Genomic DNA, 16,955 nt, shown 5'->3' on the forward strand with positions numbered 1-16,955 from the left:
CTGGATGACGGGCAGAAAAGACGTGTTTCACGGGCTGATCCATCGTCAGCCACGATGGATCAGCCCGCGACCTGCCAAGCCGGTGCACGCAGCAACAGGTGGTCAAGCAGGCGCCGTGCCGACAGCGACAGCGTGTGCCGGTCGCGCATGCAGATGACGAATTCGCCAAGCGCCCAGTCGTCCGTCAGCGGGATGACCCGCAGGTCGAACAACGCCGCATAGCGGGCCACGGCCTCTTGCGGGAACACCGCCAGGCCAAGGCCGAATTGCACCAGGCGGTATGCCGCGTCGAACGACGATACATACGAGCGAAAACGCAGCTCTTTGCCTGCCTGTTCGGCGCTTCTACGCATGAAAGCATTCAATGTGGCGAAGGCAGAGAGGCCCAGGTGGTCGTAACACAGGGTTTGCGCGAAGGCAATCTGGCTACGGCCAGCCAAAGGGTGATCAGCAGCAACGACCACGGCCAGGTGATCCTGCCGGTACGGTACGAATTCCAGGTCACCCACCGCCATGGATTTGCGGCAGATGCCAAGGTCTGCATTGCCCTCGGCCACACCACGAACGACATCGGTGCTGAAGCGCTCCTCGATATCGGCCTGAATCAGTGGATTCTCCAGCATGAACGCCGACAGTTCCTCGGGCAGGAACTCCATGATCGACGAGACATTGGCCAGCACCCGCACATGGCCCCGCGCGCCTTCGGCGTATTCGCTCAGCTCGCTGTCCAGGCGTTCCATGGCGCGGGTCATTTCCCGCGCATGACGCAGCAGCGCCAACCCCGCAGGGGTGGGCTCCACGCCGCGCTTGCTGCGCTTGAGCAAGGCGGTGCCAAAGCGCGCCTCGATGTCTGAAATACGTTTGCTCACGGCCGAGGGCGCCATGAACGCGCGCTCGCCAGCGCGGGCGATGGTGCCTTCTTCGCAGACAACGATGAACAGGTTCAGGGAAAGCTGGTCGAGGGGTTGCATCGCTTGGCTCGGCTGGGAAATGGGACCGCCGGTGCAATGTAGCAAAAACCGCATTTGCTTCGAAAACTGGGTTTGAATTATCTGCCCCCAATCCCCAACCTTGGGGCAACGCAGCCCACTGCCCGCCGCTCGCAAAATACTCGGCTGAAAGGCTCCGCCCCTTGCCCCACAAGGCGTGCAAGGCCATTTGCAGACTCTGGCACAGCTCTTGCCGATCTCCTCCCAGACGCCCCAAGTCCATGGGCCCGTTTGCAGGAGGAATTGACTCATGCACCGACCGATACCCCACCCGCTGGCAGTGGCGATTTTCGCCGGCATGCTCCAGCTCCCGGCGCAGGCTGCCTTGAACGCAGTCGATCCAGGCGCTTACATCCCCGCTAACGGCGGCTTCCCCGCCTGGTACCAGGACAGTCACGGTCGTACCCTCGACCTGTGCCTGACCAAGGCGGTCAGCTCCAGGGTCGCCGGCGCGCCCGGCGCACCGTCGTACATGTGCACGCTGCTGCCCACGCCCGGTGTGTTCGACGATACCCAACCTATTGTCTTCCCCACCAACTTCCCTGACGAAGCGTTCTGGTTCACCGCCGACGCCGCTATCGTCGACGCCACCCGCGGCATCGACCTCAGCTACGGCACGGCGATCGAAGCGGCGTTCGCCGCCGAAGAACCGGTCGAGGGTGACCAGGTCAGCTTCGCCCGGGTGCGTATCCGGGTCGATGTACCCACCGCCGGCACCTACGTGGTCACCCACCCCTACGGCGTAGAAGTGTTCGATGTTCCTGCCGCCGGGCGTCGGGCGATCAACATGACCCGCGACATCGGCATCGCCGGCGCAGGCGATTTTACCGGCGCACTCAAGGGCGATGTCGGGCCGTTCCTGCGCAGTGTCAACGGCCCTTATACCGAAGGCAACGAACGCTTCGTCGGCGACCCGAACCTTGAAGAGCGGGTGACCGGCAGCCCGTTCAACACCAACTTCGTGCGCATCGAAGGCCCTGGCGGCATCGACCTGCGCACCGAACTGTTCGCGATCTCGGGCAAGCTTTCCGAAGTGGCCCTGCCAACCCCGCTGATGCCACAGCGCAGCACCTACTCGCGGCACACCGAGAATGGCGACTTGCGAGCCCAACAAGACATTTTCGTGATGGCCCCGCCGCCACCGGCCAGCGTCACCCTGACCAGCCAGACGCCCAACCTGAGCCTGACCGAGGCCAACGGCACTGGCGCCTGGTACGCCCAGTCGGCCCTCAACCCGGCGGCCGGTACCATCGTGACCCTGACCGCCGACAACAGCGTGGCGATCCCGACCAGTAGCCTGGCCACCCGCAACATGCCGCTGACCGACCTGGTTACCATCACCCAGGCCCAGTACCGCCTGTCCACCGGCGAGCTGACCTTGGTTGCCAGCACCAGCGACGAGACCACCCCGCCCGTGCTCACCGCCCATACCGGCAACGGCACGCTGATCGGCAACCTGGGCGGCACCGGCGCCGTGAAGACGTTGAGCATGACCCTCTCGCCCCTCCCGCCGGCCAAGGTGCAGGTCACCAGTGCCAACGGCGGTAGCGACACCGAAGACGTGGTGCTGGTGCCATGAACAGACAAAGGCTCAGCCTTCAAGGAGGCCGCATGAACACTTGGTCGCGCCGTGCGCTGTTCGCCGCCGGTTTTTCCCTCACCGTTACCAGCGCCGCCTTTGCCGCGTTGTCTGATGTCGACCCGGGGCCCTACACCTTCGCCACGGGCGGCTACCCGATGTGGTACAAGGACAGCCTCAACCAGTCCCTGGAACTGTGCCAGTCACGTGCCACCAGTACCCGGGCACCAGGCGCACCAGGGGCGCCGGCCTACATGTGCACCTTGCTGCCCGAGCCCGGTATCTATGACGATGCCCTGCCGCTGGTATTTCCAGATAACTGGCCACCAGAGATGTTCTGGTTCCTGGCCGAAACCTCGATACCACAAGTGGGCAACAGCGGTTATGAGCTGGAGGTCTACGTTGCGGGTGTAGAGGCAGCCTTCGCTGCTGAAAACCCGGTAGACGGTGATCAGCAAAGTTTCGCCCGCATCCGTATCCGCGCTTCGGTTCCACGCACCGGTACCTACACAATCACACATCCTTACGGGGTGGAAACGGTAAACGTCACCACGGCAGGTCGCCGTGCGATCAACATTACCCGGGACATAGGCATTGGCGCTCCGGGCAACTTCCAGGGGGCGCTGGCAGGTGCGATCGGCCCTTGGCTGAAGGGGGTTGGCGGGCCTTATACCGAGGTCAATCCTGACACTGGCTCCACCGAAACCTACATCGGTGACCCCAACATCACCGAAGCGGTAACCGGTAGCCCGTTCAATACCAACTTCGTACGCATTGATGGGCCCGCCGGCATCATCCAGACCAACGCATTCACAGTCTCTGGCAAGGTGCTGGACCAACGTGCGCAGACCCCGGTAACCCTGGAGCGCGCCACCTACTCACGCAATGCCACCGGCACCCGTACGGAAGTCTTCGCCAAGGCGCCCATAGGGGCCAGCTTGTGCATGCGCAATGGCCTGGCATTGGTCGGCACCCCGCCTTCACCGTGCCAGTTCACACTCACCGCCGACAACAACGGGCTGTTCTTCCATCAGCAGTTCGGCCAGGACGCTCCGCCGGCAATCGTGGTGGTCACCGCCAGCAACAATATTGGCGGCACCCAGCCAACCGCACTGTCGAGCAAGCTGACCGACGTGGTCAAGGTCAGCACCGCGCGTTATGACTGGGCCAACAAACGCCTGCTGATCGAGGCCAGATCCAGTGACGAAGTCGCTATCCCCGACATGCTCGCCCAGGGCTACGGCCGCCTGTCAAAATCGGGCACCCTGCAAAGCATCACGGTCAACGACGTGGCACAACCGCCAGCCACCGTCACGGTCAAGTCTGCCCATGGTGGTACTGACGTGGAACCGGTCATCGTGGTCGGCAACGCACCCGTCGAGGCGGCCAACCAGCCACCGCTGGCCCAGGCAGATGTCGGCAGCACGAGTGTTGGCGTGCCGATCACCCTCAATCTGCTGCAAAACGACAGCGATCCTGATGGCAATGTGCCGTTGACCATCAGTGACCTCACCCAGCCGGGTACCGGCCTGGGCGGTGTAGTACTGAATGGCACCACCTCGGTCACCTACACTCCGCCAGCCGGGGCTACGCAACCGCTGGTGGCCACCTTCAGCTACCGGGCGGTAGACGCCAAGGGCCTGAAGTCAGAGCCGGCCACAATAACCATCAACGTTGCGCCTAACCAGGTACCGACAGCCAACCCCGAAACCGTCGCCACCCTGGGTGTGCCATTGACCATCAACGTGCTGGCCAACGACACCGATCCGGAAGGCAACGTACCGCTGGTCGTTGCTGCCGTCACCCAACCGGCTGCCGGCCGGGGTACGGTCAGTACCGACGGTGCATCGGTGACCTATACCCCACCGGCCACGGTGACTGCGGCCTTCACCACCACCTTCACCTACCAAGCACGGGACTCACTGGGCGCGCTGTCTACTCCAGGTACGGTCACCGTCAACGTGTCGCCCCGGCCTGCCGCCGAAACCTTTGCAGTCACGGCAGCCACCGTCACGGCGCGCTCCAACAACCGTTACAACTGGGACATCAGCGGTACCTCGTCGGTAACCACGGGCAACGTTGTCACCGTCCGGGTCACCACCACCACCGGGGTGCAGACGTTGGGTACGGCCACAGTGCCAGTGACCGGCCGCTGGCGACTGGCAGTGAGCAACAGCACCACGATCATCCCGACCGCCGCGCCGACGGCAACCATCACCACCAGCCCGGGTACCACCCGCACCGTCAACGTGGTTGTGCAGTAAAGGCGGGGAAACGCCATGAAACGCCTGTATCCACTGCTGTTCAGCCTGGCCCTGACGGGCCAGGCCAGCTGGGCCGACGAACTGATGGACAACGCCGACCTTGCGCCCGGCAATGACCTCGGCGACCCGGTGATCATCCGCCTGCTACCGGTCGGTGCCGGTCAGGCTGCGGTGATCGAGCAGCAAGGGTCAGGCAACCGCGCCGCCCTCGACCAGAACGGTCAGGCCCTGCTGGGCCGTATCGTCCAGTCTGGCGGTGCGCAGGAAGCTTACATCTTGCAGGAAGGCAGTGACCTGATGGCCAGTATCAGCCAACAGGGAAATGGCAACAGCGCGTCGATCCGCCAGAGCGGCAGCAGCAACAGCGCTGCCATCGAGCAGATCGGCAACGACAACAGCGCCAGCATCGTGCAGTCGGGCTCGGGCCTCAACAGTTCCGTGACCCAGACCGGCAATGGCCAGCATGTTCAGATCACCCAATATCGATAGACCTGGAGGCACCACCATGTACAAGCTCGCCCCTTTAAGTGCCGCTATCGTCCTGGCCCTCGCAGGTCAGGCAATGGCTGCTGACAGCACCTCGTCCCAGACCCAGGACGGCAAGGAAAACATCGCCGAAGTCGCCCAGACCCAAGCATCCTTCGCCTCGGCCACGCAGAACCAGACCGGCAAGGGCCACAACCACCTGGCGGTGCAAACCGAGAGCACCAGCGATATCCAGCAGAGCGCCACCGGCCAGTACAACGCTGGCTACGCCGAGCAACTGTTCGAGAACGGTAGCCAGATCACCCAGGGTGCCGGGGGCAGCTACAACGATGCCTTTGCCAGCCAGTCGGTAGGGCTGAACAACGAATCGCTGCAAACCCAGCAAGGCGTCGGTAACAAATCCACCGTGTGGCAGGACACCCAGGAAGCCAGCAAAGCCACCACCTGGCAATCCGGTCAGCGCAACGAAGCCTTCATCGAGCAAACGTTCGGCGGCAGCAACAACCGCAGCACCGTAAACCAGACCGGCCAGGACAACTACGCCGCCGCCGAGCACCTGAACCACCTCGATGGCGACATTCAGGTCTTCCAGGATGGCCACGACAACTGGGCCTACGGCGACCAGCGTGAGGGCACCGGTGGCACCATTGGCATTGGCCAGTACGGTGGCGGCAACTCGGTGGAAGTGTGGCAGGACACCCAGATCGGTAGCCAAGCCTCGGTGGTCCAGACCGGCCAGACGAACGAGGGCTATATCGACCAGAGCTTCGGCGCCGGCAACAAGGTCAGCCTGACCCAGCAAGGCAATGCCAACGCCAGTTGGTCGGACCAGTTCGAGACCAACAACGCGACCGCCACCATCACCCAGACCGGCAACAACAACCTGCATTTCACCTATCAAAATGGTGAAAACCTCAACCTGACCATCAACACCAAAGGCAATGGCAACAGCATCACCGCCAGCAACTGGAAAGGCGCCAAGATGGGTGGCCAGTTCGGCACCAATCAGAACGCCACCATCAACCAGACCGGCAATGGCAACGGCGTCAACCTGACCCAGAAGGGCGCGGACCAGGTGGCCACGCTGACCCAGGCGGGTAAAGGCAACCAGATGCAGACCAAGCAGGACGACGTCAACAACGAGCTGTATTTCGAACAGAACGGCACTGACAACATCCTGATCGCCGACCAGCGCGGTACCGACAACTATGCCTACGGCAACAGCCAGGGCACCGGTAACTCCATCACCCTGGACCAGTCCGGCTACAGCAACCAGAGCTATACCAACCAGCTGTACGGTAGCGGCAACGAAGCCACCATCAAACAGACAGACAGCATCAACGTCGCCTACGTGACCCAGGGAGGCCAGGGCAACAAGGCGTTCGTCGACCAGAGCGGTATCGCCCAAACCGCCACCATCACCCAGCTGGGCAGCGCGAACCTGGCCACTGTGACCCAGAAGTAAACCTCTCCCCCCTTGAATCGCGGCACTCCTCTCCCTGGTGCCGCGGTTCCTTTTTCGCTCACACCCTATGCAACTTCTCGTTCTGCCGGGTATGTACATTCCCGGTAGGAGCAGCCTTGTGCTGCGAAAGGGCCTGCAGCACCGGCACATCTTTGGGAGGCATACCGGCCTCTTCGCAGCACAAGGCTGCTCCTACAGGGATTGCAATTGCAGGGATACAATGTCCAATCCCTCGAACCTGTGCGATGCCATGATCCAGTCCGATCTAGACCTGTTCGGCCCCCAGCCGCAACGCCTGGCCAACCACACCCTGCTGCTGCCCGGCTTCGCCCTGGCCGAAACCGAGGCGCTGCTCGATGCCCTGCGCCCGGTGCTGCGCGCAGCGCCCTTCCGGCACATGTACACGCCGGGTGGCCTGCGCATGGCAGTAGGCCTGACCAACTGCGGTACGCTGGGTTGGGTGAGTGACGAACACGGCTACCGCTACAGCCCCAGCGACCCGCTCAGCGGCAAGCCCTGGCCCGCGCTGCCCCCGGTGCTGCTCGCCCTCGCCGCCCGCGCTGCGGGCCTGGCCGGCTTCGAGGGTTTCGTGCCGGATGCCTGCCTGGTCAACCATTACCTGCCAGGCACACGCCTGAGCCTGCACCAGGACCGCGACGAGCAAGACTTCGGCCAGCCGATCGTGTCGGTATCACTGGGCCTCCCGGCGGTGTTCCTGTTCGGCGGTCTGCAGCGCGCCGACAAGGCCCGTCGCATCCCGCTGAGCCACGGTGATGTACTGGTCTGGGGCGGTGAGGACCGCTTGCGCTTTCACGGCGTGCTGCCTATAAAACCTGGCGTGCATCCACGCATGGGCGAACGGCGGATCAACCTGACCTTGCGCAAGGCGGGTGCCTGAACAGGACCTGTGGTCTGCCACCCGGCGCAAACAAGATGAATGCACATGAAACACGTTGAACATCTTGGCCAGGCAAGCTTCAAATATTAAGCCGCCTTCTTTTGCCTGGAGCCTGCCATGCCGAACCCGCCCTGCCCATCAAGCCGTTGCGATGGAGCCACCTACCGATGAAGATGCCTGGCCGCGCACCGAATGCCTCGCTGCAGCTCGATTACGTACGCGACACCCTGTTCGGGCCGGTGGCGCAAAGCGTGGAATGCCAGTGCCAGCTTGCCGCCCTCAACCTGCAGGGCCGACCGGGGCTGCGCCTGCACATCTGCCCGCCACTGCCTGACAAGGTCGACCGTGCTCACAGCGTGGCCTTTATCTGGGATGGGCGCAGTTACCATGGCGTAGTCCGCGACAAGGGCAAGTGCGGCGATGGCGGCCTGAACTTGCTTCTGGAACTGCAATAAGCCGATCAACGGCGGCCAAACCGGCTGAACCGGCCCGGTGCAGCGTATCTCCATAGCAAAAGGGCCCGTGCCTGCCGGAGAACGCCATGAACAGTCCATTGCTCAAACTCTTCACCCACCCCGCCGACGCCTGGCTGGATATCCGCCGGGCCGAAGAGGACCACCCACAGCAATACCTGCCGCGCCTGCTTGCCCTGGCATTGATACCCGCTGTGTGCCTGTTTGTCGGTACTACCACCTTCGGCTGGAGCCTCGCAGCCGAGGAGCGGGTACGCCTGAGCATGGGCAGCGCCGCGCAACTGGCAGGGCTGCTGTATGCCACTACCGTCGTGGGCGTGATGCTGATGGGGGTGATGATACGTTGGATGTCGCGAGGGTTCGATGCGCAGCCCAGCCTCAACCAGTGCATTGGTTTTGCCGCCTACTGTGCCACGCCGTGGTTCTTTGCCGGCGTGGTCGGGCTGGTGCCGATCCGCTGGCTGGCCTTCGCCGCACTGCTCGCCGCCTCGGCTTATGCCAGCGTATTGCTGTATGGCGGGTTGCAGACATTCCTGCGGCTGAAGAAGGAACAGGCGATGCTGTTTGCGACGTGCGTCTGGGGTGTGGGGCTTCTACTCTTGGTGACCATGCTGGTGGCAATGATCCTGTTCTGGTTCAACGGCCTGATGCCGGAATACGTACGCCCGGCCAGCCTGGGCTGACCGGGGCACGACGGGCGCGCTCAGGCAATCGACCTGATTCGCGCCGGGCGGCTGTCACGCAGCGCGTGCAGCTGCCCCACCAGGTGGACCAGATCACGGCAGCTGTTAAGGCTTTGCAGCGGGACCCCGTTCAGGGTCACACCCTCGTCCAGACTCTGACCCTGACCCAGGCGGATGGTCAGGTTAGCGCCATCCAGGCAGCTGACTTCACAGCGATCAGGCAAGCAGGCCTGCTCGATCATCTGCCGCATTTCCAGCATCGAAACTCCTATCAACGACATGGTACGACCCTCTCTGTGCGATGGCCTGTTGTGAGTGAGTACGCCTTTATCGGGCGGGGCGCCAATTGATATTGCACATGCCCGGGCAGGCGTCCATGCGCGGGGGCAATGATCATGCGGGGAATCCTCTAGCACCTTAGTGGAAGATTGCAGGCATGGGCCGAGTGTTCGAATGCACTGGCCGACTTAACGACGAGCGGTCCCTGCCGACCCCAGCGATGCCCACAGGTGCTGCGCCGCGTAGGCCCGCCACGGTCGCCAGGCCAGCGCCCGTTCGGCCAGTTTCGCGTCATCACCCTCAAGCAGGCGCAATGCCTTGATCAACGCCACATCGCCCAACGGCAAGGCATCAGCAGCGCCGGCCTGGCGCAGCGCCAGGTAGTGCGCACTCCACGGCCCAATGCCTTTTAGCCGACACAGGTTGCGCAGCAGCTCATCCAGCGCTTGGCCGCGACGCAGCAACCCGGGTTCAGCCAGTAGTGCATTGGCCAAGGTGCCGAGGGTGGCGGCGCGCGCTCGCGGCATGCCCATGTCTTCGAACTGTGCATTCGCCAATGCCGGCAAAGCCGGGAACACATGGCTCAGGCCCTCTGCCGGCAGACGCAGCGCTGTGCCATGACGTTGTACCAGCCGGCCGGCCAGGGTCATGGCGCCGGCCACGCTGATTTGCTGGCCCAGCACGGTACGCATGGCTTGTTCGCAGGCATCCCAGCCTTGCGGCACGCGCAGGCCTGGGCGCTCGCGGGTTAAACGGGCCATCAAGGGGTCGCGGGACAATTCGGCCGCGATGCGCGCTGGGTCAGCGTCGAGGTCGAAGAAGCGCCTCAGTCTGGCGATCAGGCCAGGCAATGCAGTTGAGGGAACGCCTTCGAGGCGCACGCGCAACTGGTTGCGCAAGGGGGTGGCGTGCAAGACAGCCTGGTGGCCGGCAATAACCAGGGTGCGGCGATAGGTGCCGTCGAGGCAGGTTTCAATACCAGGGATGCAGCGGGCGGTCAGGAAGCCCAGGGTCGAGGGCCAGTGATAAGGGGCACGGTAGCGCAGCCACAAGGTGTGGTGGCCGGGGGTGGGCAATGATCGGCGGACGGCGTGCTGGAGTGTGGGCTTGGGCATGGGCTGATCATGCCAAAACCCTGGGGGCCAATCCATGCTCAAGAAAGCCGGGGGTGCGAAACAGCCCCCAGCTTTTCGGGCAAGACTCAGTGCTGAGCCCCTTCCTGCTCATCCTCCATCTGCCCAAACCGCCCGGCCTGGAAATCGTCGAACGACTCGGCAATCTCCGCCTGGCTGTTCATCACGAATGGACCATAACCGACAATCGGCTCGTCGATCGGCTCGCCACTGAGCACCAGCACACCGGCACCTTCCAGCGCCTCAACGGTGACATCCTCACCCTGACGGTCCAGCAGGACCAGGCTGGACGGGCCCGCTTCACGCTCGCCGTTGATGCGCACGTTACCGCGCAACACCACCAGCGCCGCGTTGCGACCGGCAGCAATCGGCAACTGCAAGGCCGTGCCTGCATTGAGCCGCAGGTCCCACACATCCATCGCGGTAAAGGTCCGAGCCGGCCCTGGGTGCCCCTGGTAGTCACCCGCAATCACCCGCAAGCTACCGGCGTCACCGTCCAGCGTGACCACCGGGATGTCGCTGGCCAACAGTGTCTGGTAACCGGCCGCTGCACGTTTGTCACGCGCAGGCAGGTTGACCCACAGCTGAACCATTTCCAGCGTACCGCCACTGCGGGCAAAACCCGGGGAATGGAACTCTTCATGGATGATGCCGTTGGCGGCGGTCATCCACTGCACATCACCTGGCCCGATCAGGCCGCCAGCGCCCGTGGAATCACGGTGTTCCAGCTCGCCCTGGTAGACGATGGTAACGGTTTCGAAACCGCGGTGCGGGTGCTGGCCAACGCCGCGCCGCGCAGTGGTCGGGGTGAAGTCATGGGGGCCAGCGTAGTCCAGCAGCAGGAACGGGCTGATCCGGCTGGCCAGGTTGTCGTAGGTGAACAGGCTGCGCACGGGAAAGCCATCACCTACCCAATGGGCGTGCGGGCTGCGGTGGATACCCAGAATGTTTTTCATGAGAAGGCTCCTCTCTTGGCTGGGATAACCTTATCAATGATACCAATCATGCGGTAGATGGCTGATATGGCATGCATCGTCCCACCTGTGGAACAGTCAGCCCTGCAAGTAGCCAAGCACCTGTTCCGCCGCCATGGCCGGGTCTTCTTGCATGAAACAGTGCCCACCGGCAACTTGCCGGGCGCTCACATGCCGGTTGAGCCCCGCCAGGCGGTTCACCGAATGTGGCACGAAGGGATAAGTCTGCTCGCCATACAAAACCAGTGTCGGTGTACTGATCGCAGTAAGGCGGGCCCACATGCGTTTGGGGAATGAACTGAAGATTTCCACTTCCCGGCTGGGCCGGCACTTGAGCACCACTGCGTCACCGCAATCGCCAATCGCATGTTCGACATAAGCCTGCAGCGCCGCATCGGTCCAGCCCTTGAATATGCCCCGCCCTTGCAGCGAGGCCAGTGCTGCCTCGCGATCAGGCCAGTGGCTGCGGCGGCTGGCGGCCTTGCGGGCCAGCGCATGACGCTGGTGCAGGCCAACCAGTGCTGCCGCCCCCATTACACCTAGCATGCGACGGCTGAACAACACGGGGTCAAGCAACACCGCACGCTCGAACAGCTCAGGTTCAGCGGCCAGGATCAGGCCTGTAAGCACACCGCCAAAGCTGTGCCCCATGGCAACCCGCGGCACATCGCCGTACTCGCCACGCCCGGCCTGGAAAGCTTGCACTGCGAGCTCTGCAGTACGGTTCCACCCCCGAAAAACCCCACCATGGTCACTGTCGCCATGCCCCTGAACGTCGCACAGCCACAGGTCGAAATGTTCGCCCAGGCGCATCAGCAGCGGTTGGTAGGCCAGGCAACAGAAGCCATTGCCGTGCAAAAAATGCAGCAACGGCTTGCCACTGGCCGGGGTTCGCCAGCCACGCAGGGTGAAACCTTCGGCGCATTCGTGGGACCAGGGGATCAACTGCATGGGTTTGCTGTACTCGCGAGGCTAGGAAAACGCCGATTCTACAAACAGCAGCGGGTAGAGGGAAATCACCAGCATCAAGGCCATCAGGACATTGAACAGCATCAGCCAGCGCGGGTTTTGCAATACGTTGCGCAGGGCGCTGCCAAACATGACCCACACACCGACGCTGGGCAGGTTGACCAAAGCGAACACGGCGGCGATGACAACCACGTTGGTCACGTAGCCTTGCGCCGGTGTGTAGGTAGTAATCGCCCCCACCGCCATCACCCAGGCCTTGGGGTTGACCCACTGGAACGCCGCTGCGCCCCAGAAACCCAGCGGCTTGCGGGCGCTTGACGAGGCCGTGCCGACCGGCCCGGACGTGGCGATTTTCCAGGCCAGGTACAACAGGTAGGCCGCACCGGTGTAGCGCAGTACCGTGTACAGCGGCGGCCAAGCCTTGAACACTTCACCCAGGCCCAGGCCCACGGCCAGCACCATGACCATGAAACCGACGCTGATACCCAAGGCGTGAGGGATCGAGCGACGCACGCCGAAGTTCACCCCCGAGGCCAGTAACATGGTGTTGTTGGGGCCGGGGGTGATGGAAGATACAAAGGCAAACAGCACGAAAGCGGTCAACAAGTCGGCAGAGGCGAGCATGGCGGGCATTCCACTTTCTTTATAGGTGCTGTCACACTACCGGAGTCGCTCCATCGCGCGACCCATACAGTTACATTAAATTACGCAGATACACGCCACTGTATCGATACCCCGGACCAAGGAAGCCGTCACCATGAGCCTCACCATTCGCCCTGCCGTTCGCACCGATGCCGCGCAGATCCTGGCCTTCATCACCGAGCTGGCCGAGTACGAACGTGCCCGCCACGAGGTGGTCGCAACCCTGGCCGACATCGAGCACAGCCTGTTCGATGAGGGCAGCACAGTGCGTAGTCTGATGTGCGAACGCGATGGCCGGGCAGTCGGTTTTGCCGTGTACTTCTACAGCTACTCGACCTGGCTCGGGCGCAACGGTATTTATCTGGAAGACCTGTACGTCACGCCTGAACAGCGTGGCGACGGTGCTGGCCGGCAACTGCTGCGACATATTGCCCGCGAGGCGGTGGCGAACAATTGCGGGCGTCTGGAATGGAGCGTGCTGGACTGGAACGAGCCGGCGATCGGCTTTTATCAGAAGCTGGGGGCCGAGGCGCAGGGCGAGTGGGTGCGCTACCGGCTGGATGGCGAGAAGCTGGCGGCATTCGCCCGCGGATGACACACTTGCTGATGCGGCCCTATCGTCGGCAAGCCAGCTCCCACAGGTACTGTATGACCCCTAAGGGCACTGCTAATCCTGTGGGAGCTGGCTTGCCGGCGATAGGGCCCGGACAGGTAAAGTTACTGCCGCCGCCACACTGCCCCGGCAATATCGACCCGCTTGGGCAGTACCTTGTTGTCGAAGAACAGCTGCGCCGTACGCTGCTGCGCCGCCACGATCTCATCACTTACCGGCAGCACCGGTGACGCCGGCCGGTGGCTGAAACTGCGCTTTACCACTTCTTCTGGCAAGCCCATGAACTGCGCCAGCAAGCGGATGCTGCCGGCCTCGTCGCTGCGGGTAAGCGCCTCGGCCCGGCTGATTTCGTCCAGCAACTGCCCGACAAAGGCGCCATGGGCTTCGACATAGGGGCGTGAACCCAGCATGAACGGCCCGATCAGCCCCAACCCTTGGCCGTCAGCCAGCAGCAGCGCCTTGCCTTCCAGGTCGAGAGCCGAGTAGAACGGGTCCCAGATTGCCCAGGCGTCCACGCTGCCCCGCTCAAACGCCGCCCGGGCATCGGCAGGTGCCAGGTACACCGGCTGAACATCGCCAATGCTCAGCCCGGCCTTGGCCAGGGCACGCAACAGCAGGTTGTGTGCGCTGGAACCTTTCTGCAGGGCAATGCGCTTGCCTTTGAGTTCACCCACAGCGCTGATCGGGCTGTCTTTCGGCACCAGGATCACTTCAGCCTGGGGCTTGGGCGGCTCGGCACCGATGTACAACAGGTCGGCGCCGGCGGCCTGGGCGAAGATCGGCGGAATATCACCGGTCGAGCCGATATCGAGGCTGCCGATGTTCAACGCCTCAAGCATCTGCGGGCCGGCGGGGAACTCGATCCATTGCACGCGGGTGTTGGCAAAACGTTGCTCCAGCAGCCGATGCTGCTTGGCCAGCACCAGGCTGATCGAGCCCTTCTGGTAGCCAATACGCAAGGTAGCCGGGTCTGCGGCCTGGGCCGCGCTGGCCAGGGCCAGCAACAGCAGCATGGCAAGGCGTAGCATGCGCATGGGTCACTCCTTCCAGTCGGTCGAGGGTTTTTCCCACAGGTTGATCCCCCCTTCCACGGCGTACTGGTCGATGGCGGCCAGCTCTTCGGCGGTAAAGGCCAGGTTGTCGAGCGCCGCCACGTTCTCGGTGATCTGCTCGGGCCGGCTGGCGCCGATTAGCGCAGAGCTCACCCGTAGGTCGCGCAGGGTCCAGGCCAGCGCCAGTTGGGCCAGGCTCTGGCCACGCTGACGGGCAATCTCATTCAGGGCGCGTGCGCGGGCGATGTTGGCTTGCGACAAATGCTGGGGTAGCAGCGAGCCGCCACCCGCACGGTTCACACGGGCATCAGCCGGGATGCCATTCAGGTATTTATCGCTGAGCAGGCCCTGGGCCAGCGCAGTGAACACGATCACCCCGGCGCCCAAGGCATCGGTGGTGTCGAGCAGGTCCCGTTCGATCCAACGGTTGAACAGGTTGTACGACGGCTGGTGGATCAGCAGCGGTACATTCATTGCCTGCAGCAACGCCGCAATTTCCGCGGTCTTGCCGGCCGAATAGGACGAGATGCCGATGTACAGCGCCTTGCCCTGGCGCACAATGTCGGCCAGTGCGATGGCCGTTTCTTCCAAGGGGGTGTCGGCATCGAAACGGTGCGAATAGAAGATGTCGACATAATCCTGGCCCAGCCGGGCCAGGCTCTGGTCCAGGCTGGCGATGAGGTACTTGCGCGAGCTGCCGCCCTGCCCGTACGGCCCGGGCCACATGTCCCAGCCGGCCTTGCTGGAAATGATCAGCTCGTCGCGGTAGCTACGCAGGTCCTCGCGCAGAAGCCGGCCGAAGTTGGTCTCGGCACTGCCATAGGGCGGGCCGTAGTTGTTGGCCAGGTCGAAATGGTTGATACCGGCATCGAACGCCGTGTGCAGCAAGGCGCGCTGGGTGGTGATGGGCGTGGCATCGCCAAAGTTGTGCCACAGGCCCAGGGACAGGGCCGGCAGCACCAGGCCGCTGCGACCGACACGACGGTAAGGCATGCGCGCATAGCGCTCGGGGTTGGCGGTGTAGCTCATGGTTGGCCTCGTTCGGCAAAGTATGGGTTGGCTGGGCGTTGCAGGCCCAGGTGCTCGCGCAGGGTGTGGCCCTGGTACTGACGGCGGAACAGGCCGCGACGCTGCAGCTCGGGCACCACGTGCACAGCGAAGTCCTCCAGCCCCAGGGGCAGGTGCGGCACCAGCACGTTGAAGCCATCGGCGGCGCCGCCTTCGAACCAGGCTTGCAGCTCATCGGCGATCTGCGTTGGGGTACCGACCAGGCTGTAGTGCCCTCGCCCACCGGCGATGCGCCGGCCCAGCTGGGCCAGGGTCAGCTGTTCGTTGCCGGCCAGTTCGGTCAGCAGTTGCTGGCGGCTGCGCTGGCCATCCTCGGTGGGCGGCAACTCTGGCAGCGGGCCGTCCAGCGGGTAGCCGGAAAGGTCGAAGTTGCCGAGCATGCGCCCGAGCAAGCCAACGCCGACACGCGGGTCGACCAGCGCCTGGAATTGTTCGTACTTGTCCTCGGCCTGCGCCTGGCTTTGCCCCACCACAACAAACACGCCGGGCATGATCTTCAGCGAATGCTCATCTCGCCCATGGCGGGCCAGGCGCCCTTTGAGGTCGGCGTAAAAAGCCTGTGCCCGAGCCAGGCTCGGCTGGGCGGTGAACACCACCTCGGCGCTTTGGGCGGCCAGCTCGCGGCCGGTTTCGGACGAGCCGGCCTGCACCAGCACCGGTCGCCCTTGTGGGGAGCGGGCGACGTTGAGCGGGCCTTTGACGCGAAAGTGTTCGCCCACATGGTCGAGGTTACGCACGGCCTGCGGGTGGTGGAACAGGCCACTGGCCTTGTCGCGCAAGAACGCGTCATCGGCCCAACTGTCCCAAAGCCCTTGCACCACCTGCTGGAATTCGCGGGCGCGAGCATAGCGCTCGGCATGCGGGATGTGTGCCTGGCGGCCAAAGTTGCCGGCCTCGGCGGCAGCGTCGGAGGTGACCAGGTTCCAGCCGGCACGGCCTGCGGACAGGTGATCCAGCGAGGCGAACTTGCGTGCCACATGGTACGGCTCGTTGTAACTGGTGGTGGCGGTGGCGATCAGGCCGATGCGTTCGGTGACTGCGCTTAGCGCCGACAACAGGGTCAGTGGTTCGAAGTACACCGAGCGGGCACTGTGGCTGGCCAGCGGGTCGCTGGGCGCGGCGACGCTGTCAGCGACGAACAAGGCATCGAAACACGCGGCTTCGGCGATTTGTGCGGTGCGCTTGTAGGTGGCGAAATCCAGCGGGTCGGCCGGTACCTCCGGGTGGCGCCAGGCTGCCACGTGGTGACCGGTAGCCATGAGGAAAGCGCCCAGATTCATTTGGCGGGGCATGTTGTTCTCCTTGAAATCTTGATTGGGGCCGCTTTGCGGCCCATCGCCGGCAAGCCGGCTCCTACAGGGAGCGCGCAAATCTTTCGGGCTGCGCTG

At 63.6% G+C, this 16,955-nt stretch carries 17 protein-coding genes; 8 read left to right on the plus strand and 9 right to left on the minus strand.

The window, feature by feature from the left end:
- Nucleotides 1-59: 59 nt before the first annotated feature.
- Nucleotides 60-971, minus strand: a complete 912-nt coding sequence (locus tag JOY50_RS23410) for a LysR family transcriptional regulator (RefSeq protein WP_243055946.1) — start codon at nucleotides 969-971, stop codon at nucleotides 60-62.
- A gap of 268 nt (nucleotides 972-1,239) precedes the next feature.
- On the opposite strand from JOY50_RS23410, the gene JOY50_RS23415 reads away from it, so the two are divergent.
- The 7 genes from JOY50_RS23415 (at nucleotide 1,240) to JOY50_RS23445 (ending at nucleotide 8,837) form a co-directional block, all read left to right on the plus strand.
- Nucleotides 1,240-2,568 (plus strand): hypothetical protein, encoded by a 1,329-nt coding sequence (locus JOY50_RS23415; protein WP_132843162.1) that lies wholly within the window; start codon nucleotides 1,240-1,242, stop codon nucleotides 2,566-2,568.
- A gap of 32 nt (nucleotides 2,569-2,600) precedes the next feature.
- Nucleotides 2,601-4,832: an Ig-like domain-containing protein gene (locus JOY50_RS23420; RefSeq protein ID WP_243055948.1), complete on the plus strand. Its 2,232-nt coding sequence runs from the start codon at nucleotides 2,601-2,603 to the stop codon at nucleotides 4,830-4,832.
- Nucleotides 4,833-4,847: 15 nt separating this feature from the next.
- The gene (locus tag JOY50_RS23425; RefSeq protein WP_243055950.1) at nucleotides 4,848-5,321 is read left to right on the plus strand and encodes a curlin; all 474 of its coding nucleotides are present in this window, start codon (nucleotides 4,848-4,850) and stop codon (nucleotides 5,319-5,321) included.
- 16 nt (nucleotides 5,322-5,337) lie between these two features.
- Nucleotides 5,338-6,783 carry a curlin gene (locus JOY50_RS23430; RefSeq protein ID WP_028612960.1) on the plus strand — a complete coding sequence of 482 codons (1,446 nt, stop codon included), beginning with the start codon at nucleotides 5,338-5,340 and terminating at the stop codon, nucleotides 6,781-6,783.
- 250 nt (nucleotides 6,784-7,033) lie between these two features.
- Nucleotides 7,034-7,681, plus strand: coding sequence for a DNA oxidative demethylase AlkB (gene alkB, locus JOY50_RS23435; protein WP_059396010.1), 648 nt, complete (start codon nucleotides 7,034-7,036; stop codon nucleotides 7,679-7,681).
- A gap of 167 nt (nucleotides 7,682-7,848) precedes the next feature.
- Nucleotides 7,849-8,136 carry a hypothetical protein gene (locus tag JOY50_RS23440; protein WP_016499857.1) on the plus strand — a complete coding sequence of 96 codons (288 nt, stop codon included), beginning with the start codon at nucleotides 7,849-7,851 and terminating at the stop codon, nucleotides 8,134-8,136.
- Between the two features lie 86 nt (nucleotides 8,137-8,222).
- On the plus strand, nucleotides 8,223-8,837 hold the full coding sequence (locus JOY50_RS23445; RefSeq protein WP_016499858.1) for a Yip1 family protein: 615 nt from the start codon (nucleotides 8,223-8,225) through the stop codon (nucleotides 8,835-8,837).
- Nucleotides 8,838-8,857: 20 nt separating this feature from the next.
- Here the strand turns inward: JOY50_RS23445 and JOY50_RS23450 are convergent, their stop codons facing one another.
- The 5 genes from JOY50_RS23450 to JOY50_RS23470 form a co-directional block, all read right to left on the minus strand.
- Nucleotides 8,858-9,118, minus strand: a complete 261-nt coding sequence (locus JOY50_RS23450) for a DUF1652 domain-containing protein (RefSeq protein WP_041167745.1) — start codon at nucleotides 9,116-9,118, stop codon at nucleotides 8,858-8,860.
- A gap of 186 nt (nucleotides 9,119-9,304) precedes the next feature.
- Nucleotides 9,305-10,231, minus strand: a complete 927-nt coding sequence (locus tag JOY50_RS23455) for a DNA-3-methyladenine glycosylase (RefSeq protein WP_138737332.1) — start codon at nucleotides 10,229-10,231, stop codon at nucleotides 9,305-9,307.
- Nucleotides 10,232-10,317: 86 nt separating this feature from the next.
- Complete coding sequence (locus tag JOY50_RS23460; protein ID WP_243055952.1) at nucleotides 10,318-11,205, minus strand: pirin family protein; 888 nt, start codon at nucleotides 11,203-11,205, stop codon at nucleotides 10,318-10,320.
- Nucleotides 11,206-11,301: 96 nt separating this feature from the next.
- Nucleotides 11,302-12,174 (minus strand): alpha/beta fold hydrolase, encoded by an 873-nt coding sequence (locus JOY50_RS23465; RefSeq protein ID WP_132843183.1) that lies wholly within the window; start codon nucleotides 12,172-12,174, stop codon nucleotides 11,302-11,304.
- A 21-nt stretch (nucleotides 12,175-12,195) separates the two neighbouring features.
- Nucleotides 12,196-12,825: a LysE family translocator gene (locus tag JOY50_RS23470; RefSeq protein ID WP_192902557.1), complete on the minus strand. Its 630-nt coding sequence runs from the start codon at nucleotides 12,823-12,825 to the stop codon at nucleotides 12,196-12,198.
- A gap of 124 nt (nucleotides 12,826-12,949) precedes the next feature.
- Between JOY50_RS23470 and JOY50_RS23475 the strand changes: the two genes are divergently transcribed.
- Nucleotides 12,950-13,429 (plus strand): GNAT family N-acetyltransferase, encoded by a 480-nt coding sequence (locus JOY50_RS23475; protein WP_132843186.1) that lies wholly within the window; start codon nucleotides 12,950-12,952, stop codon nucleotides 13,427-13,429.
- Nucleotides 13,430-13,551: 122 nt separating this feature from the next.
- Here the strand turns inward: JOY50_RS23475 and JOY50_RS23480 are convergent, their stop codons facing one another.
- The 3 genes from JOY50_RS23480 to JOY50_RS23490 are packed head-to-tail and all read right to left on the minus strand — an operon-like array spanning nucleotide 13,552 to nucleotide 16,859.
- A complete protein-coding gene (locus JOY50_RS23480; RefSeq protein ID WP_132843189.1) occupies nucleotides 13,552-14,481 on the minus strand; it encodes an aliphatic sulfonate ABC transporter substrate-binding protein in 930 nt (309 codons plus the stop codon).
- 3 nt (nucleotides 14,482-14,484) lie between these two features.
- Nucleotides 14,485-15,528, minus strand: coding sequence for an L-glyceraldehyde 3-phosphate reductase (gene mgrA, locus JOY50_RS23485; protein WP_243055953.1), 1,044 nt, complete (start codon nucleotides 15,526-15,528; stop codon nucleotides 14,485-14,487).
- Nucleotides 15,525-16,859 (minus strand): LLM class flavin-dependent oxidoreductase, encoded by a 1,335-nt coding sequence (locus JOY50_RS23490; protein WP_243055955.1) that lies wholly within the window; start codon nucleotides 16,857-16,859, stop codon nucleotides 15,525-15,527. Before JOY50_RS23490 ends, mgrA begins: the two co-directional genes overlap by 4 nt.
- Nucleotides 16,860-16,955 lie beyond the last annotated feature (96 nt).

The organism is Pseudomonas sp. BP01, assembly GCF_022760795.1.
Taxonomy (GTDB): domain Bacteria; phylum Pseudomonadota; class Gammaproteobacteria; order Pseudomonadales; family Pseudomonadaceae; genus Aquipseudomonas; species Aquipseudomonas putida_Q.

Coding starts and splice junctions, on each gene's coding strand:
- JOY50_RS23410 (WP_243055946.1), bottom strand. CDS start 971: ATGCAACCCCTCGACCAGCTTTCCCTGAACCTGTTCATCGTTGTCTGC.
- JOY50_RS23415 (WP_132843162.1), top strand. CDS start 1,240: ATGCACCGACCGATACCCCACCCGCTGGCAGTGGCGATTTTCGCCGGC.
- JOY50_RS23420 (WP_243055948.1), top strand. CDS start 2,601: ATGAACACTTGGTCGCGCCGTGCGCTGTTCGCCGCCGGTTTTTCCCTC.
- JOY50_RS23425 (WP_243055950.1), top strand. CDS start 4,848: ATGAAACGCCTGTATCCACTGCTGTTCAGCCTGGCCCTGACGGGCCAG.
- JOY50_RS23430 (WP_028612960.1), top strand. CDS start 5,338: ATGTACAAGCTCGCCCCTTTAAGTGCCGCTATCGTCCTGGCCCTCGCA.
- alkB (WP_059396010.1), top strand. CDS start 7,034: ATGATCCAGTCCGATCTAGACCTGTTCGGCCCCCAGCCGCAACGCCTG.
- JOY50_RS23440 (WP_016499857.1), top strand. CDS start 7,849: ATGAAGATGCCTGGCCGCGCACCGAATGCCTCGCTGCAGCTCGATTAC.
- JOY50_RS23445 (WP_016499858.1), top strand. CDS start 8,223: ATGAACAGTCCATTGCTCAAACTCTTCACCCACCCCGCCGACGCCTGG.
- JOY50_RS23450 (WP_041167745.1), bottom strand. CDS start 9,118: ATGTCGTTGATAGGAGTTTCGATGCTGGAAATGCGGCAGATGATCGAG.
- JOY50_RS23455 (WP_138737332.1), bottom strand. CDS start 10,231: ATGCCCAAGCCCACACTCCAGCACGCCGTCCGCCGATCATTGCCCACC.
- JOY50_RS23460 (WP_243055952.1), bottom strand. CDS start 11,205: ATGAAAAACATTCTGGGTATCCACCGCAGCCCGCACGCCCATTGGGTA.
- JOY50_RS23465 (WP_132843183.1), bottom strand. CDS start 12,174: ATGCAGTTGATCCCCTGGTCCCACGAATGCGCCGAAGGTTTCACCCTG.
- JOY50_RS23470 (WP_192902557.1), bottom strand. CDS start 12,825: ATGCCCGCCATGCTCGCCTCTGCCGACTTGTTGACCGCTTTCGTGCTG.
- JOY50_RS23475 (WP_132843186.1), top strand. CDS start 12,950: ATGAGCCTCACCATTCGCCCTGCCGTTCGCACCGATGCCGCGCAGATC.
- JOY50_RS23480 (WP_132843189.1), bottom strand. CDS start 14,481: ATGCGCATGCTACGCCTTGCCATGCTGCTGTTGCTGGCCCTGGCCAGC.
- mgrA (WP_243055953.1), bottom strand. CDS start 15,528: ATGAGCTACACCGCCAACCCCGAGCGCTATGCGCGCATGCCTTACCGT.
- JOY50_RS23490 (WP_243055955.1), bottom strand. CDS start 16,859: ATGCCCCGCCAAATGAATCTGGGCGCTTTCCTCATGGCTACCGGTCAC.